The sequence below is a fragment of the Nocardiopsis sp. N85 genome (assembly GCF_028882275.1).
Lineage (GTDB): Bacteria > Actinomycetota > Actinomycetes > Streptosporangiales > Streptosporangiaceae > Nocardiopsis > Nocardiopsis lambiniae.
Genome location: NZ_JARBUT010000005.1, coordinates 15,683 through 30,220, shown reverse-complemented (window position 1 = coordinate 30,220; position 14,538 = coordinate 15,683). Strand labels below are relative to the sequence as shown.

The 14,538-nt window shown below is 71.8% G+C and carries 11 protein-coding genes; 6 read left to right on the top strand and 5 right to left on the bottom strand.

What is annotated here, in order from left to right; all coding sequences use genetic code 11:
* The first annotated feature begins 160 nt into the window (after positions 1 to 160).
* From PWG71_RS09070 to PWG71_RS09060, 3 genes are all read left to right on the top strand, one after another.
* Entirely contained in the window at positions 161 to 2,575 is a 2,415-nt protein-coding gene (locus PWG71_RS09070) for a CPBP family glutamic-type intramembrane protease (RefSeq protein ID WP_274809137.1), read from the top strand.
* Positions 2,576 to 2,658: 83 nt separating this feature from the next.
* Entirely contained in the window at positions 2,659 to 3,435 is a 777-nt protein-coding gene (locus PWG71_RS09065; protein ID WP_274809136.1) for an alpha/beta hydrolase family protein, read from the top strand.
* 32 nt (positions 3,436 to 3,467) lie between these two features.
* Complete coding sequence (locus PWG71_RS09060; RefSeq protein ID WP_274809135.1) at positions 3,468 to 4,655, top strand: MFS transporter; 1,188 nt, start codon at positions 3,468 to 3,470, stop codon at positions 4,653 to 4,655.
* Here PWG71_RS09060 and PWG71_RS09055 read toward each other — a convergent pair.
* The 3 genes from PWG71_RS09055 to PWG71_RS09045 form a co-directional block, all read right to left on the bottom strand.
* A complete protein-coding gene (locus PWG71_RS09055) occupies positions 4,642 to 5,628 on the bottom strand; it encodes a coiled-coil domain-containing protein (RefSeq protein ID WP_274809134.1) in 987 nt (328 codons plus the stop codon). The genes PWG71_RS09060 and PWG71_RS09055 overlap by 14 nt on opposite strands.
* Before the next feature lie 200 nt (positions 5,629 to 5,828).
* Positions 5,829 to 6,383: a peptide deformylase gene (def, locus tag PWG71_RS09050; RefSeq protein WP_274809133.1), complete on the bottom strand. Its 555-nt coding sequence runs from the start codon at positions 6,381 to 6,383 to the stop codon at positions 5,829 to 5,831.
* A 43-nt stretch (positions 6,384 to 6,426) separates the two neighbouring features.
* A complete protein-coding gene (locus PWG71_RS09045) occupies positions 6,427 to 7,242 on the bottom strand; it encodes a nucleotidyltransferase domain-containing protein (protein WP_274809132.1) in 816 nt (271 codons plus the stop codon).
* Positions 7,243 to 8,063: 821 nt separating this feature from the next.
* Between PWG71_RS09045 and PWG71_RS09040 the strand changes: the two genes are divergently transcribed.
* On the top strand, positions 8,064 to 8,741 hold the full coding sequence (locus PWG71_RS09040; RefSeq protein ID WP_274809131.1) for a sirohydrochlorin chelatase: 678 nt from the start codon (positions 8,064 to 8,066) through the stop codon (positions 8,739 to 8,741).
* A gap of 351 nt (positions 8,742 to 9,092) precedes the next feature.
* Positions 9,093 to 10,025 (top strand): aminoglycoside phosphotransferase family protein, encoded by a 933-nt coding sequence (locus PWG71_RS09035; protein ID WP_274809130.1) that lies wholly within the window; start codon positions 9,093 to 9,095, stop codon positions 10,023 to 10,025.
* A 10-nt stretch (positions 10,026 to 10,035) separates the two neighbouring features.
* Here the strand turns inward: PWG71_RS09035 and PWG71_RS09030 are convergent, their stop codons facing one another.
* Both PWG71_RS09030 and PWG71_RS09025 read right to left on the bottom strand, forming a co-directional pair.
* Complete coding sequence (locus tag PWG71_RS09030; RefSeq protein ID WP_274809129.1) at positions 10,036 to 10,713, bottom strand: response regulator; 678 nt, start codon at positions 10,711 to 10,713, stop codon at positions 10,036 to 10,038.
* Positions 10,694 to 13,297 (bottom strand): ATP-binding protein, encoded by a 2,604-nt coding sequence (locus PWG71_RS09025; RefSeq protein WP_274809128.1) that lies wholly within the window; start codon positions 13,295 to 13,297, stop codon positions 10,694 to 10,696. The genes PWG71_RS09030 and PWG71_RS09025 overlap by 20 nt, the downstream gene beginning before the upstream one ends.
* Positions 13,298 to 13,683: 386 nt before the next feature.
* On the opposite strand from PWG71_RS09025, the gene PWG71_RS09020 reads away from it, so the two are divergent.
* The gene (locus PWG71_RS09020) at positions 13,684 to 14,409 is read left to right on the top strand and encodes a hypothetical protein (RefSeq protein ID WP_274809127.1); all 726 of its coding nucleotides are present in this window, start codon (positions 13,684 to 13,686) and stop codon (positions 14,407 to 14,409) included.
* Positions 14,410 to 14,538: the final 129 nt, after the last annotated feature.

Here is a 14,538-nt window from a genome sequence, read left to right as displayed (position 1 = left end):
GGTTCCGTGCGAGGGCCACCTCGGGGCGGTGGCCACCGTCCTCGATGTGACCTGTGACACTCTCTACGGTCGCCCTTCGCCGGGATTACCACAAGAGGTCATTCGGGCGCGGGAAACGACATGTGCCCTATGACTCGTTTCGGACCCCTACTATTGCCCCGTGCCATGGTCCGAGACACTTCCTCAGTTCAGCCTCGCGGGGACCCTGCTGACGGTCCTGCTGCTCTTCTTCGCGGCGTTCGGCGAGCCCTATCTGGGCAGGCGCGCCTTCGCGTGGCTGTCCCGACGCCGGGACACCGACGCGAAGGCGCTGGTCCGGGTGCATTCGGTGACCATGGGCGTGCACGCGCTGTGGGGCGTGCTGGTGATGGTCGTGCTGTTCACCTCGCCGCAGGTGACCGCCGCCGACCTCGGCCTCCGGCTTCCGCACGCGGTGGGGCCGGTGGTGGGCGGTGCGTTGGGCGGCCTGATCGCCCTCGGCGTGCTGTGGGTGATGGTCAACGGCCTGCCCGCGCAGATCAAGGACCGGTTGCCGAAACGGGCGCTCGACCGGCCGAAGAAGGGCAAACGCGGCGGTGGCCGCCGCGCGGCCGCGGACCGGCCGGTGTCGCTGCCCGAACCGGAACGCGACCGGTGGCTGTTGATCCCCTACACCCGCAACGAGCGCTCGGCGGCGATCGGCGTGGCGGTGACCGGCGGGTTGTGCGCGGAACTGCTCTACCGGGGGCTGTTCATCGTCCTGGTGACGAGCATGGGCGTGCCGCTGTGGGTCGGCGCGGTGCTGTCGGTGCTGCTCTTCGCCGTTGCCTACCTGTACCAGGGCTGGTGGGGGCTGGTCAGCGCGGGCGCCTCGGGCACCCTGTTCGTGGTGCTGTACCTGGGCACGGGGAGTCTGTGGATCCCGGTCCTGGTGCACATCGCGTTGAACCTGCGCTCGCTCGCCTTCCCCCCGGCGGCCCTGCGGGAGGAGTCGTACGCCTACGACGAGCCCTACGACGACGAGCCCTACGACGACCCGGACTCCGGGTCGGACGAAACCCCCGACGGCGCCGGTCACCCGGCCGCTCCCGCCCTTGGCGCGGCTCAGCCCTTCGCACCCGCCCAGGACACCCTCGCCCTCGGCGGCGCCGGGTACCCGGGTGGAGCCGGTGCGCCCGTTCCCGGTGGCCCTTCGCCTTCTCGGGACGATGCTCGAACGGCTCTGCCCGCCGGGGACATCGGTCCGTATCCCGCCGCGCCGACATGGGGCGCCCCCGCTCAGGGCGCCCCCGCGCTCGGCGGCGCGGAGCGGCCGCCGACGGATGAGAACCCCTCGGTTCGGGGCCCGGGTGCGCAGCCCTCCGGGTCGTGGAACGCCCCCGCGCCAGAGGCCCCCGGGCTCGGCGGTGGTGAGTACCGCCCCGGTGCGCACGGGGCGCATGGGTCTTCGGGGAACGCGCCTCTCCCCGGGTGGGGGGCCGCGGGTCAGGACGCGCCTTCCTTCGCTGACGGGTCGTCTTCGGGTGAGGGGTCCTGGGCCGGGGGTACGGGTGCGCACGCTTCCCCTGGAACGTGGAACGCCCCCGCGCCAGGGGCCCCCGGGCTCGGCGGTGGTGAGTACCGCCCCGGGGCGCACCGGTCTCCGGTGGACGTGCCGCGGTCCGACGGGGACGGCGGTGTCGGTCCTGCCGCTCCCGGGTGGGGAACACCGGGCCAGGGCACGCCTTCCTTCGGTGGCGGGTCGTCTTCGGGTGAGGGGTCCTGGGCCGGGGGTACGGGTGCGCACGCTTCCCCTGGAACGTGGAACGCCCCCGCGCCAGGGGCCCCCGGGCTCGGCGGTGGTGAGTACCGCCCCGGTGCGCACGGTGCGGACGCCTCCTCGTGGAACTCCGGTGTGCAGAGCGGTCCGCAGCCGTCCGCCGGGTCGTGGAACGCCCCCGCGCCAGGGGCCCCCGGGCTCGGCGGTGGTGAGCACCGCCCCGGGGCACACGGGGCGGACGGGCCTTCGGGGAGTGCGCCTCTTCCCGAACGGGGGACCCCGGTCCAGGGCACGCCCTCCTTCGGTGGCGTCGGATATCCGGACGGCCCCGGGTACGGGACGCGACCGTCCGCCCATGGAGACCCTTCGGGGCGGCCCTTCGGCGCTCAGGCCGACCCTGCTCCTCGGGGGGACGCCTCCCGGACCTCCGGTCCGTACCCCGCCGCGCCCGCGTGGGGCACGCCCGCGCAGGGCGCCCCTTCCTTCGACGGCTCGTCACCCGCCGACGCCGCCACCTGGGGCGCCGGTACGTGGAACGGCCCGCGACCGGACGCCGGGTCCCGGAACACTCCCGCGCGGGGCGGCCCCGCTCCCGGCGGGGCCGAGGACCGGGCCGGTACGCCCTCGTGGGACGAGACCGGCACCGGCTCGCACGGCGGGCCCCGGCACGCCGAGCCCCGGTGGGGGACACCCGCGCGGGGCGGGCCCGTGCCCGGCGGCGAGGGCGCACGGGGCCGGGACCCCGGGGACTTCCTCGGTGGCGACGCGCCGGCCGAGGAAGAGGGCCGACGCCTCTACCCCGATGAGCGGATCGACCGCCGCTACGGCGACCGCTGACCCCGTCGATTCCCGCTCCGGGAGTCGTGTCCGACACACCCCCGTGAGTGTTCCGCGGGGGACGCATCGGGCACGATGGTGGTGTGTCCGACACCATCGACCATCCGCAGCCGACACCCCGCCGCTACCGGCTCACCACCGCCGACGGGGTCGACATCGACTCCGTCCTGTTGCGCGGCGCCGAGTCTCGCACCACGGCCGTCGTGCTCGCCAACGGTTTCACCGGTACCTACCGCAGCCCCCACACCCGGGCGGTCGCCGAGTCACTCGTCTCCATCGCGGACGTCATGACCTTCGACTTCCGCGGCCATCACGGCTCCGGCGGGTACAGCACCGTCGGCAACGCCGAGATCCACGACCTGGAGGCCGTCGTCGCCCACCTGCGCGGGCTCGGGTACACCTCCATCGCGACGGTCGGCTTCTCCATGGGCGCCGCCGTCGTCGTCCGCCACGCCGCCGTCCACGGAGGGGTCTGCGCCGCGGTCTCCATCAGCTGCCCCAGCCGCTGGTACTACCGGGGCACCCGCCGGATGCGCCTGATCCACCTGGGCGTCGGCCGCGGCGTCGGCCGGTTCTTCCTGCGCAGCTTCCGCAAGGTCCGGGTCACCGATCGCCGCTGGGAGGTCCGGCCCGCCGAACCCAGGGAGATCGCCGGCGAGATCGCGCCCACACCGCTACTGGTGATCCATGGCGAGGCCGACACCTACTTCCCCGTCTCCCACGCCACCGCCATCCACGACGCGGCGAGGGAACCCAAGGAACTGTGGCTCGTCCCCGGGATGGGCCACGCCGAACGCGCCGTCTCGCCCGAGCTGAGGGCCCGGCTGCGGTCCTGGCTGCGAGAGCGGATTCCCGCCTGACGGGTACGCCCCTTGTGCGCTAGAAAGAGAGGATGATCCCTTCTCTGCCGGTCGAAGCGGGGCCCGGCCTCAAAGGCCGGGGTTTCGCCCTGCTCATCGCCGCCACCGCCATCGGACTGTGCGGTTTCGCGGCAGTCCTCCCCCTGGTCCCCCTGTGGGCGATCCGGGGCGGCGCGGGCGAGTTCGGCGCCGGGAGCACCACCGCCGCGTTCATGCTCACGACGGTTCTCACCCAGCTCGCCATGCCTCGGCTGCTGGAACGCGGCGGCTACCGGTGGGCGTTCCCCGTGGGATCCCTCATCATGGGTCTGCCCGCGCCGCTGTTCGCCCTCACGACCGACCTGGGCGTCCTCATCGCGATCTCCGCGGTGCGCGGGGTGGGCTTCGGCATGGTCAGTGTCGCGGGGACCGCCCTTGCCGCCCGGTTGGTCCCACCCGGCCAGGTGGGCCGCGCCACCGGCTACTACGGGCTCGCGGTCGGCCTGCCCCAGGTCCTCATCCTGCCCGGCGGCGTCGCCCTGGCCCTGAACATCGGTTTCACCGCCGTCTTCTGGATCACCGGTCTGTGCTCCCTGGCGGGCGCCGTCCTCGCGGTGGGCATCTGGTTCGCCGACGGGGGTCGCAACCGCCCGCTGCTGCGCGCGGCCCGCGATACCGGGACGGTTCCGACGGAGCGGGTCTCCCTGGCCGCCCCGCTGATCCTGATGCTGCTGACCGCCTCTTCGGCGGGCGCCATCGTCACCTTCGTCGCGGTGCCCCTGGAGGGCACTCCATGGCTGGTGGGCGCCGCCTTGGCCGCCTACGCGGCGATGGTCGTGATCGGCCGGTGGAGTGCCGGCCTGCTGTACGACCGCCATCACCGAACGCTGTTGCTCCTGCCCGGCATGATCGCCGCGGTCTGCGGTACCGCCCTGGTCACCGCCGGCCTGTGGGGCGACGGTACGCACGTTCTCGTTCTGGTGGGAGCCGGGCTGTTCGGGATCGGGTTCGGCGCGGTCCAGAACGAGGCCGTCACCCTCATGCTGAACCGCGCCGGCCCGACCGGTCAGGGTCGGGCCAGCGCGGTGTGGAACATCGGCTACGACGCCGGGGCCGGAGCCGGGGCGATGGCCGTGGGCCTGCTCATCCAGCTCTGGGGCTACGGTCCCGCCTTCGCGGTCACCGTCATCGCCCTGGCGGCGGTCCTGCCCTTGGCCCGGGCCCGGGTCAGTACGCCGTGACGTGCACGTGGTCGTAGTGGTTCTGGGTGAGGTCGCCCCGGTCGTTCATGAACCGCCACTGCCGGTTGGCCGAGTGCCAGATCCTCTGCTCCCAGATCACGTACTCCACGCCGAGCCGGTCGGCGTTGTTGATCGCGTAATCGGCGATCCGCTGTCCCCACGCCTTGTTGTCCGCCGTCGGGTGGGTGCCGTAGCTCACCATGAAGTCGCAGGCCCGACCCTCGCCGTGGTCGTCGGCGCTACTGCGCCAGCAGCTCACGGGGAGCGGGACACCGACGTTGCGGATGATCTCGTCGCGGACCGCGGCCATGCGCGGGGTGGTCTGCTCCCAGCCGCTGCCGACGGCGCTCTGCGGGATGCCGCCGGTGCCGCCGCCCCCACCGGTCTCGGTCTCGGGTTCGGGGACCTGCTCCTCTTCGTACTTCTTGATCTTCGCCGCGACCTCGTCCTTCTTCTCTTCGAGCTCGTCGATGAGGTCGTCGGCGTCCTTGAGCTCCGTTTCGAGCTCGTCGCGGATCTCCTGGGCCTCGTCGCGGGTGTCCAGGAGGCCGGAGATCTGCTCGGCCTGGGTCTGCCCGAGGTAGTTGAGGGTGGCGGCGTCGCCGTACAGGTCCTCGGGAGAACTGGAGAAGATCACCGAGAAGGAGGGGTCGAACCCGTTGCTGCTGCTCTTGTACTGGGTGGCCACGATGGTGGACACCCCGGAGCGTGAGGCGTCCAGACGTTCTTCGACGTCCTTCAGGTCCTCCTCGGCCTTTTCGACCCGATCCTTGATCTCCGTGAACTGCAACAGTTCGCCCTGGTAGGTCTCTTCCAGTTCTTCGGCGCGCCGCTCCAGTTCTTCGATGTCCACCTCGTCGTCATCGGGTTCGGCCAGGGCGGTCCCGGGCAGTGCGACGAGGAGGGCGACGACGGCGGTAGAGAGGGACAGCGCGGCGCGCCTACCGCGCTGGAAACGGGGCGTGGATGTCATATCTGCTCCGAGAAGGGTCTGGGGGCATCCGGCGGCGCGGCCTCTCGCAGGGGGCGCCGTGACGGAGGATGCTCAGCAGACCTTATGAGATCTTGGCGTTACATGCCTAGTGCGTTGACTCACGTGACTGTGGGGGAGTGCGCGGGGATGTGTCCGAAGATACCCGTCCCGGAGGACCGGAGCGACCGGATTCGTCCGATTCAGCCCGCGCCACCGAACGCGCTCGGCAGCCGGACATCGCCGGACGACACCGGGTCGGTGGGCATGAACCAGTCCGAACGCCTGATGTCGCGGAGTGCCCGCCTGCGCAGCTCGGGGGTGAGCCGGTCGATGTAGAGCACCCCGTCCAGATGCTGGGTCTCGTGCTGGAGGGCCCGCGCCATGAGGCCCTCGCCCGACACGGTGACGGGTTCGTTGCGCAGGTCGACCCCGGTGACGGTGGCGTGCATGGCCCGCCGCGTCGGGTACCAGAGCCCGGGGATGGACAGGCAGCCCTCCTCGCCCTCCTGGGTCTCCTCCGAGAGTTCGGTGAGCTCGGGGTTGATGACGTAGCCGATGCGCCCTTCGACGTTGTAGGAGAACACGCGCAGGCCCACCCCGATCTGGGTGGCGGCGACACCGGCCCGGCCGGGGGCCTCGACGGTGTCCAGCAGGTCCTCGACCAAGGCTTCGGTGCGCCGATCGAACTTGGTGACGGGCGTGGTCGGGGTGACGAGAACGGGATCGCCGAAGCGGACGATGGGGCGCATGGTCATGCCCACAGGGTAGTCGCTGCGCCACACCGGTGTTCCGGGCCGGTCAGACGGTCGTCAGACCCGGGCGCAGGGCGTCGTCCAGGACCATCTCGATGTAGTCCAGGGCGGCCCGGCGGCGGGCCAGGGCGTTCTCGTACAGCGAGGGGGCGTGGGCGCCGCGGCGGACCCGCAGGCACTCGTTGACGATGCGCTGCCACCGCTCGGGGAAGGCGTGCAGGGCGTAGGCGCCGGCGCCGGACTTGGAGGTGATCTCCCCGGTCTTGAGGGTGAAGTGCAGGCGGCTGACGCTCAGCACGCTCCAGGACGGCGCGAGTGAGCCGAGGGCGGCGAGGCCGCGCGGGGTGACCAGTCGACCGGCCTTCTCGCGCCAGCGGCTCCAGTGTTCGTCGAGGGAGCCGAGCGACCAGGTGCGCAGGACCTCGCGCTCCTCCCAGACGTCGAGTTCGAGCGGGTGCGGGCCGCGCACGGTGACCCCGTGCCGGGCGAGGGTGTGCCAGGTGACCGGGTTGACGTCGGCGGTGGCGTGGGTGCGGAACCGGCCACCGGTGACCGAGGCGACGGGGCCGCAGAAGGCCGGGTCGCGGACGAGGTCGTCCCAGGTGACGTGGATGCCGTTGAACTGAGGGCGGGGGACGTCGACGCGGGTCCGGGCGTGGGCGTGCCGGAGCAGGTCGGTCTCCTCCGGTCCGGGGCGCGCGGCGGTGACGACGACGAAGTCGACGTCACTGGTGTGCGGACGGAAGTCGCCCAAGGCCACCGAACCCGTCAGGTAGAGGCCTTCGACCAGGCCGGGAGCGGCCCGGTCGGTGTGGTCGAGGAAGGTCTGCGCGAGTGTCCGTACCCGAGGGTGGACGGCCATGCTCACTCCAGTCTGACGAGTGCGGTGCTTCCATGGAACACGACTCGCGAAGTACGGGGGAGGACTCCGCGACCGGTGTGCCGGAAGTGGCGTGTGCGACCCCCGGGCCTGTGGTGACACCCGTGTTCCACTTCTCAGTGTGAGTGCCCTTTCGGGCCGATTGCAAGTGATCGCGCCGCACCCGCACCCTGTCCCTACACGGTGGTGGTGCGCGGTCCAGGTTCTAAAAAGGGAGCAAACACCCTTGACATGTGGCCATGTGATGTGAGAAGCGACTTCTGTGTGCTCCGTGTCACGGACAAGCCAGGACGTTCCGTGATGAATCGGTACCCGGTGCCATTTGTGCTTTCATATCGGACAGTGTCGGAGCGCACATTCTGCGGCACGTGCATCCGCACAGGGCGAATGCATGAGAATTTCTTTGCCTCGGATTTCTCCAGAGAACTGTCCGGCACATTTCGGGATGCCCTTCGATGGTGTGATCGGGGGTGTCGTTCGTCATGTCCTACCGGCCGGTAACGCCGTGTGTCGCCCGGTTCCGGGGGTATCTGCGCAGGCCTGCCGGGGGGCGGGGCCTCGGGGTGCGCGAAACCCCGTCCCCATAACGGATTCGATGAGGTGTAGACCACGGCTCGGAGAAGTGGACACGCCCCGGTTTTTCGGCGATTGTTATGGTTCACCAAGAGATCCTCTGGCGATAACCATCACAGCCATTGTCCGCTGTTTTCCTGCGCGTAACACGGGGCCACTCCCCTGAAACCGTGCCCCTTTACTCTCGCCGGAGAACGGCAGTGATCCGAAAGACGACGAAGGAGCCTCGCATGGTCCCGACGATGGTCCTCGTAGCCGATGACTCGCGTGACGCCCAGCGAAGGGAGGCCCTGTGCGGCCTGGCCGAAGCGGTGGCGAACCGGGGGGAGGCGCCCGTCAAGGCCGCCTTCGGTAGCCCCACCGAGGTCGCCGCCGCCCTGCGCTCGGTGCGCGGTCCCAAGGTGGTCGTCCCGGCCTTCGTCGCCGGGGGCGACGTGGCCAGCGCCCACCTCCTCTCCCGTCTCGACCTCGGTCGACTGGAGAACTCCTGTCACACCCCGCCCCTGGGCGCGGTGCCCTCGATCGTCGCCGACCTGGCCACCCGACTCTCCGACTCCGGGTGGAGCGTCAAGGACGGCGTGGTCCTGGCCGCCGACGGCACCACCGGCACCGAGGAACGCCAGGTCGTGATGGATGTGGCGCGGATGCTCAGCCGCCGGTTGAACTCCCCGGTCCAGGTCGGCTACCTGCGGACCTGGGCGCCCTCGGTGTTCGACGCCGTCGACCGTCTGCGTCGCGACGGACAGGACAAGGTGGCCGTGGCCGCCTGGAGACTCGTGGACGGCCCCGACTTCGACCTGTTGCGGGGACTCGACGCCACCGCGATCACCGCGCCGCTGTGGCCGTCGGATCTGGTGGTCGACACGCTTTTGGCCCAGCACCGGGCCGCCAAGGGGAGGCTGGCCTGAGACGCGCCGAACGACCCGCCGGCCCCACCCGGAGTGGCATCACGGCTCCGCGGGGCGGCGATGGGGTGATCGGACGGGCCGAACCGGACCCGGCGCGGCCCGAGTCCGTTACCCCTTCGACGGGATGGGTATGTGCTCTTAGGGCGGGAACTCCCCGCACCCACGGCACGCGGCCTCGCCCCGTGCCGGTGCCGGCGGAGCACGGAACGCCTGGACGCGGCCCCTTCACGACCGCGCGGCCGATGTCGACGGCACACACGAACCGGTATCGGCCCGGGCCCCGAACACGCTCACGCGGATCGGGGGCTCGACCTCGACAGGCATCGACGTGAGCGGACCGAAGGTGGATGTATGAACGACGGCACGAAGCAGTTCGTCGATGACCGGCAGCGCCGGCGTCTGGAACGGCGCTTCGGCGTCCACGTCGGCGAATGGCTGACAGAGCTGCCCGCCATCATCGAGAAACTCGCCGCCGAGTGGCGCCTGACCGTCGAGGGCCCCGCGCCCCACGGCCGGACCTCCGTGGTCCTCCACGTCCTGGACGTCGACGGCCGCAAGGGCGTGGTCAAGCTCTCTCCGGACAGCGGGCTGATCGTCGCCGAGGCCGGCCTACTGCGCCTGTGGGCCCCCTCCGGTCGGGTCCCCGAGGTCCGGGGCCTGGATCCCCGGTGCGGCGCGGTCTTCATGGAGCGCATCGAGGGCGACACCGTCGCGGCCGGGGGCACGGTCCCCGACATGGAGACGGTCGGATCGCTCATCGCGGCCCTGCACTCCGTCGAGGCGCCATCCGCCCGGATCCGCGAACTGCCGCCGCTGACCTCCCGCGTCCAGTTCGTCTTCGACCAGTGGGAACGCGAACGCAATGAGGGCCCCGCCGCCGACGTCGTGCCCGCCTCGGTGATGCACCGCGGGTTCGCGCGCGCCCGGGACCTCGCCAACGGCCGGGAGAACGTCGTCCCCGTCCACGGGGACCTGCACCCCGGCAACGTCATCGACGGGGGACCCCGCGGCCTGGTCGCCGTGGACCCGCGCGGCTGCCTGGGCGACGGGGCCGTGGACGCGGTGGACTGGGCGGTGTGGAAGGTCACCGATCTCGACGAGGTGGAGCGCCGGGTGACCGTCCTCGCCGCCGTCATGGGGGTGGACGCCGACCGGGTGATGGCGTGGGTGCGCGCCTTCGCGCCCTGCCAGGCCGTCGCCAAGGTCAACCGGGGCCACGCCGGCACGGACGAGTTCGACGTCCTCATGGAACTCGCCGAGGGCAGGCCCTACGCCGTCCGCTGACCCGGCCGGGTCAGGACGTGTTCTCGAACCGGTACCCCCGGCCCGCCTCGGTGATGAGATACCGGGGCCGCCCGGGGTCGGGTTCGAGCTTGCGCCGCAGCTGCGCCATGTACACCCGCAGGTAGTTGGTCTCGCTCTGGTAGGCGGGACCCCACACGTCGTGCAGCAACCGGCGCTGGCTCACCAACTGCCCGGCGTTGCGGGCGAGGATCTCCAGGATGTGCCACTCGGTGGGGGTGAGCCGCACCTCCTCGTCGTCGCGCAGCACCCGCTTGGCGCCCAGATCGATGCTGAAGGAGGCGGTGCGCACCACCGGCGCCTCCTCACCCCGCACCGACCGCCGTTCCGCCGCCCGCATCCGGGCCAGCAGTTCGTCCATCCCGAACGGCTTGGTGACGTAGTCGTCGGCGCCGGAGTCCAGACAGCGCACCTTCTCACCCGCCGAATGCCGTGCGGACAGCACGATGATCGGGACCTGGGACCAGCCGCGCAGCCGACGGATGACGTCCAGACCCTCCATGTCGGGCAGCCCCAGATCGAGCAGGACCACGTCGGGGTGCCGCTCGGCGGCCAACCGCAGGGCGTCGGCGCCCTCCCCCGCGGTGTCCACGTCGTGCCCGCGCGCCCGCAGGTTGATCTTCATCGCCCGGATGATCTGGATGTCGTCGTCAACGACCAGGACCCGCATCGGCCCCCCTCACGTTCTCGTCGTCCGTGCCTCCGACGGAACCGTCGACGCCCGGCTCCACCGCCCGCAGTGTGAACACCATCGTCAAACCGCCGCCCGGGGTGTCCTCCGGGGCGAGGGTGCCGTGCATCGCCTCCACGAAACCACGGGCGACCGCCAACCCCAGACCCACCCCCGTCCCCTGGGGCGCGTCCCCGAGCCGTTGGAACGCCTCGAACATCCGCTGCTTGCCCTCGTCGGAAACGCCCGGCCCGCGATCGACCACGCGCAACTGCACGTTGTCACCGTGCGCGCTCGCCGCCACCAGCACGGGGACGCGCGGGTCCGGGTTGTACCGGACCGCGTTGGCGACGACGTTGGCGACCGCCCGTTCCAGCAGGCCGGCGTCGGCCAGTACCCGGGGCAGGCCGTCGGGGACGTCCACCGTCACCGCGTCGCCCGGCAACCCCAACAGGGTGATCGGCACGACCTCCTCCAGGCCCACCGGGCACAGTTTGGGGCGCACGCTGTCGGTGTGCACCCTGCTCATGTCGAGCAGGTTGTCGATGAGTCGGTTGAGCCGATCCGTGGACTCCTCCACGGTCTCCAGCAGTTCCTCCCGGTCCTCCTCCGTCAGCGCCAGGTCGGTCGCCCGCAGGCTCGACAGGCTCGCCTTGATGGAGGTGAGCGGGGTGCGCAGATCGTGGGAGACCGCGGCCAACAGGGCGGTGCGGATCCGGTTGCCCGCCGCCTGCCGCCGCGCCTCCGCCGCGTCCCACTCCAGCCGCTGGTGCTCCAGGGCGATCCCGATGTGCGCCGCGAACGCGCGCAGCACCCCCCGGTCGGCGGCCGGCAGCACCCGCCCGCGCAACGCCAGCGCCAACGTGTCGGAGATCGACACCAGCACGTCCGCCTCCTCGGGGGAGTCGGCGGCCGGGCTCCCGACGCCGTGCACCGGACGCCAGCGTTCGCCGTCCAGCGGTTCGCCCTCGTCGTCGCCGGAGTCGCCCTCGTGGGAGGGGGCGACCCGCTCCAAGAGCGTCGCCGAGCGCTGTCCGAAGGTCTCCCGGATACGCCGCAACAGCGCGTGCAGGGGTTCATTGCCCGCCAGGACGCTGCCCGCCAGCAGGGTCACGGCGTCGGCCTCGGCCCGGGCCCGGGCCGCCTGTGCCGCCCTCCGGGCGGCCATCTCCACGACCATCGCCACCAACGTCCCCACCAGCGTGAACGCGATGAGCGCCAGCACGTTGTCGACCGATATCGGTGGTCGCCCGTGCAACGGGGACAGCAGGGCGGTGAGCAGGATCGCACTCCACAGCGCCGACACCAACGCGGGGCGCAGACCCCCCACCGCCGCCGTGGACACCGTGATGAGCAGGAGCAGCGTCGCGTCGGCGGCGCCGTCGGAGAACAACGGCAGCGCCAGGACCAGGGACATCAGGGTGGGTGCCAGCAGCGCCAGCGACCACCCCGCGAGCCTGCGGTGTTCGCCCAGCCCCCGCCCCGGCGGCGGCAGCGGCCAGCGACCGCTGCCCACCTCCTCGTGGGTGACGATGTGCACGTCGATGTCCCCGGACTCGCGGGCGACGATGGCGCCCACGCCCGGACCGAGCACGTACTGCCAGGCGCGCCGCCGGGAAGAGCCCAGCACGATCTGTGTGGCGTGCACCCCCCGCGCGAATTCGAGCAGCCCCGTCGGCACGTCGTTGGCGACCACCTGGTGGTAGGTACCGCCGAGTTCGGCGAGCAGCCGGCGCTGTCGCAGCAGGTCGTCGCCCGGGGCCCGCGCCATTCCGTTCGGGGGCATCACGTGCACGGCCAACAGGTGGCTGGGCTGGGGATGCCCGCCGCGCGAGCGGGCCGCGACCCGGGCCGCGCGTCGGATCAGCGTCTCCCCCTCGGGCCCGCCGGTCAGCGCGACGACGACCCGTTCGCGGGCCTCCCAGGTGCGACGGATCTCGTGTTCGCCCCGGTACCGGGCCAACCCCGCCTCGACCTGGTCGGCGGTCCACAGCAGCGCCAGTTCGCGCAGCGCGGCCAGGTTGCCCTCGCGGTAGTAGTCGGACAGGGCGGCGTCGACCCGTTCGGCGGGGTGGATGTCGCCGTGCGCCATGCGTCGGCGCAGTTCTTGGGGGGTGATGTCGACGAGCTCGATCTCGGCGGCCCGGCGCACCACGTGATCGGGGACGGTCCGGTCGGGGCGGACCCCGGTGATCTGGTGGACGACGTCGTTGAGCGATTCCAGGTGGTGGATGCCCACGGTGGACAGGACGTCGATCCCCGCCTCCAGGAGCTCCTCCACGTCCTGCCAGCGGGCCGGGTTGGGCGAACCGGCCGGGTTGGGCCGGGCGAGGTCGTCCACGACCGCGAGCTTCGGTGTGCGAGATATCACAGCCGCGGTGTCGACCGACCCCGAAGGGTGAAGGGGGACCGTCTCCAAGGCGTCGAGCAGCGCCGATGTGCGCTCCCGGCGTTGGGTGTCGACCGCGGCGACCACCACGGACGCACCGTCCGCGGCCCGCCTCCCGGCCTCGGCCAGGGCACTGTGCGTGGTGCCCGCCCCGGGGGCCGATCCCAGGTAGACACGGAGTTTTCCTCGTCCCACGGGTCCATTGTCGCCCTCGGCGGGTGTGCGCGTGGCCGCTACCGGCCGCACGCGGAGGCCTTTCCGGCCCGGGACGCGCGGGGAATCCGTGAAAGCCTGTGGTCGCGCTTCGTGGATCGCACGGAGCGCCGTGTCATGAAGAGCGCGGTCCCCGCCCGTTCCCCCGATCGATCCGTTTTGGAGCCCCACCGATGTCGGTCCAGCCGCCCCACGGTCCTGCGGACCCGAACCAGGGCCGGTACCTCCCGCCGGGCACACCGCACCCCCAAGGCCCCTACGCTGCCGGAGCCCGCCCCCCGCAGGGCGGATATCCACGGCGGCCCCCGCAGGGGTGGGCCCCGCCCCCCGCGCCGGGCGGCCCCGGATTCCCCGGCGGACCGGGCGGCGTGCCGCCGCAGGGTCCCTTCCCGCCGGGCGGCCCCTTCCCACCGGGCGGGTATCCGGGCGCGCCGGCGTCCAGGCCCAAGCGCACGGGACTCGTCGTCGGCGGTGCGATCGCCGGCGCGGTGGTGCTGATGGTCGGCATCGGCCTGACCCTGGCGCTGACCGGCTCCAAGGAGTACGTGTCCTTCCCCGACTGTGACGAGGTCTTCGACGTCGAGCGGTACGAGACCGTGGTGGGGAGCACGGGGCTCACGGTCGACGGGGGATTCGACCCCGACGATGACGACCACGGCGACCTCTCCTGCGAGATCACCCCGGACGCGGAGGAGGCCTTCATGGGCTTCATGGTCTCCGTCGAGGTGCTCGATCCCACAGGCGACACCTGGCGGGACCGCGCCGAGGAGATGGACGACCACCTGGCGGGGTTGCGGGACGACCTGGCCCCGGGCGAACCGGGCACGCTCACCTTCGACGACGAGGAACTCCCCAACGCCATGTGGGGCCCGAGTTCCGCCGGTGAGAACGGTGTCGTGGTCGGGTTCTCCGACGAGTCCGACTACTTCTCCCTGGGCATGGCCGTGAACGTCTACCTGGTGGACAACCTGGCGGTGACCGTCGTCTACATGTTCGACCCCGATGCCCTGGACACGGAGGAGGCCATGCGGGCGGTCCGCTCGCTCGGCGGCGAGGTCGAGAGGAGCCTCGGCCGCGCCGGCGAGGTCGCCTGAGCCCGACACGCCCCTCGCGTGATCCGTTTCCGCGGCCGGTGGGTATCCACCTTGAGAACGTCCCCTTGATCCGTCCTCCGAGACGACGAACCCCCGGTGAGGAGGTGCGGCGTCCGTCCGCGCCGGACG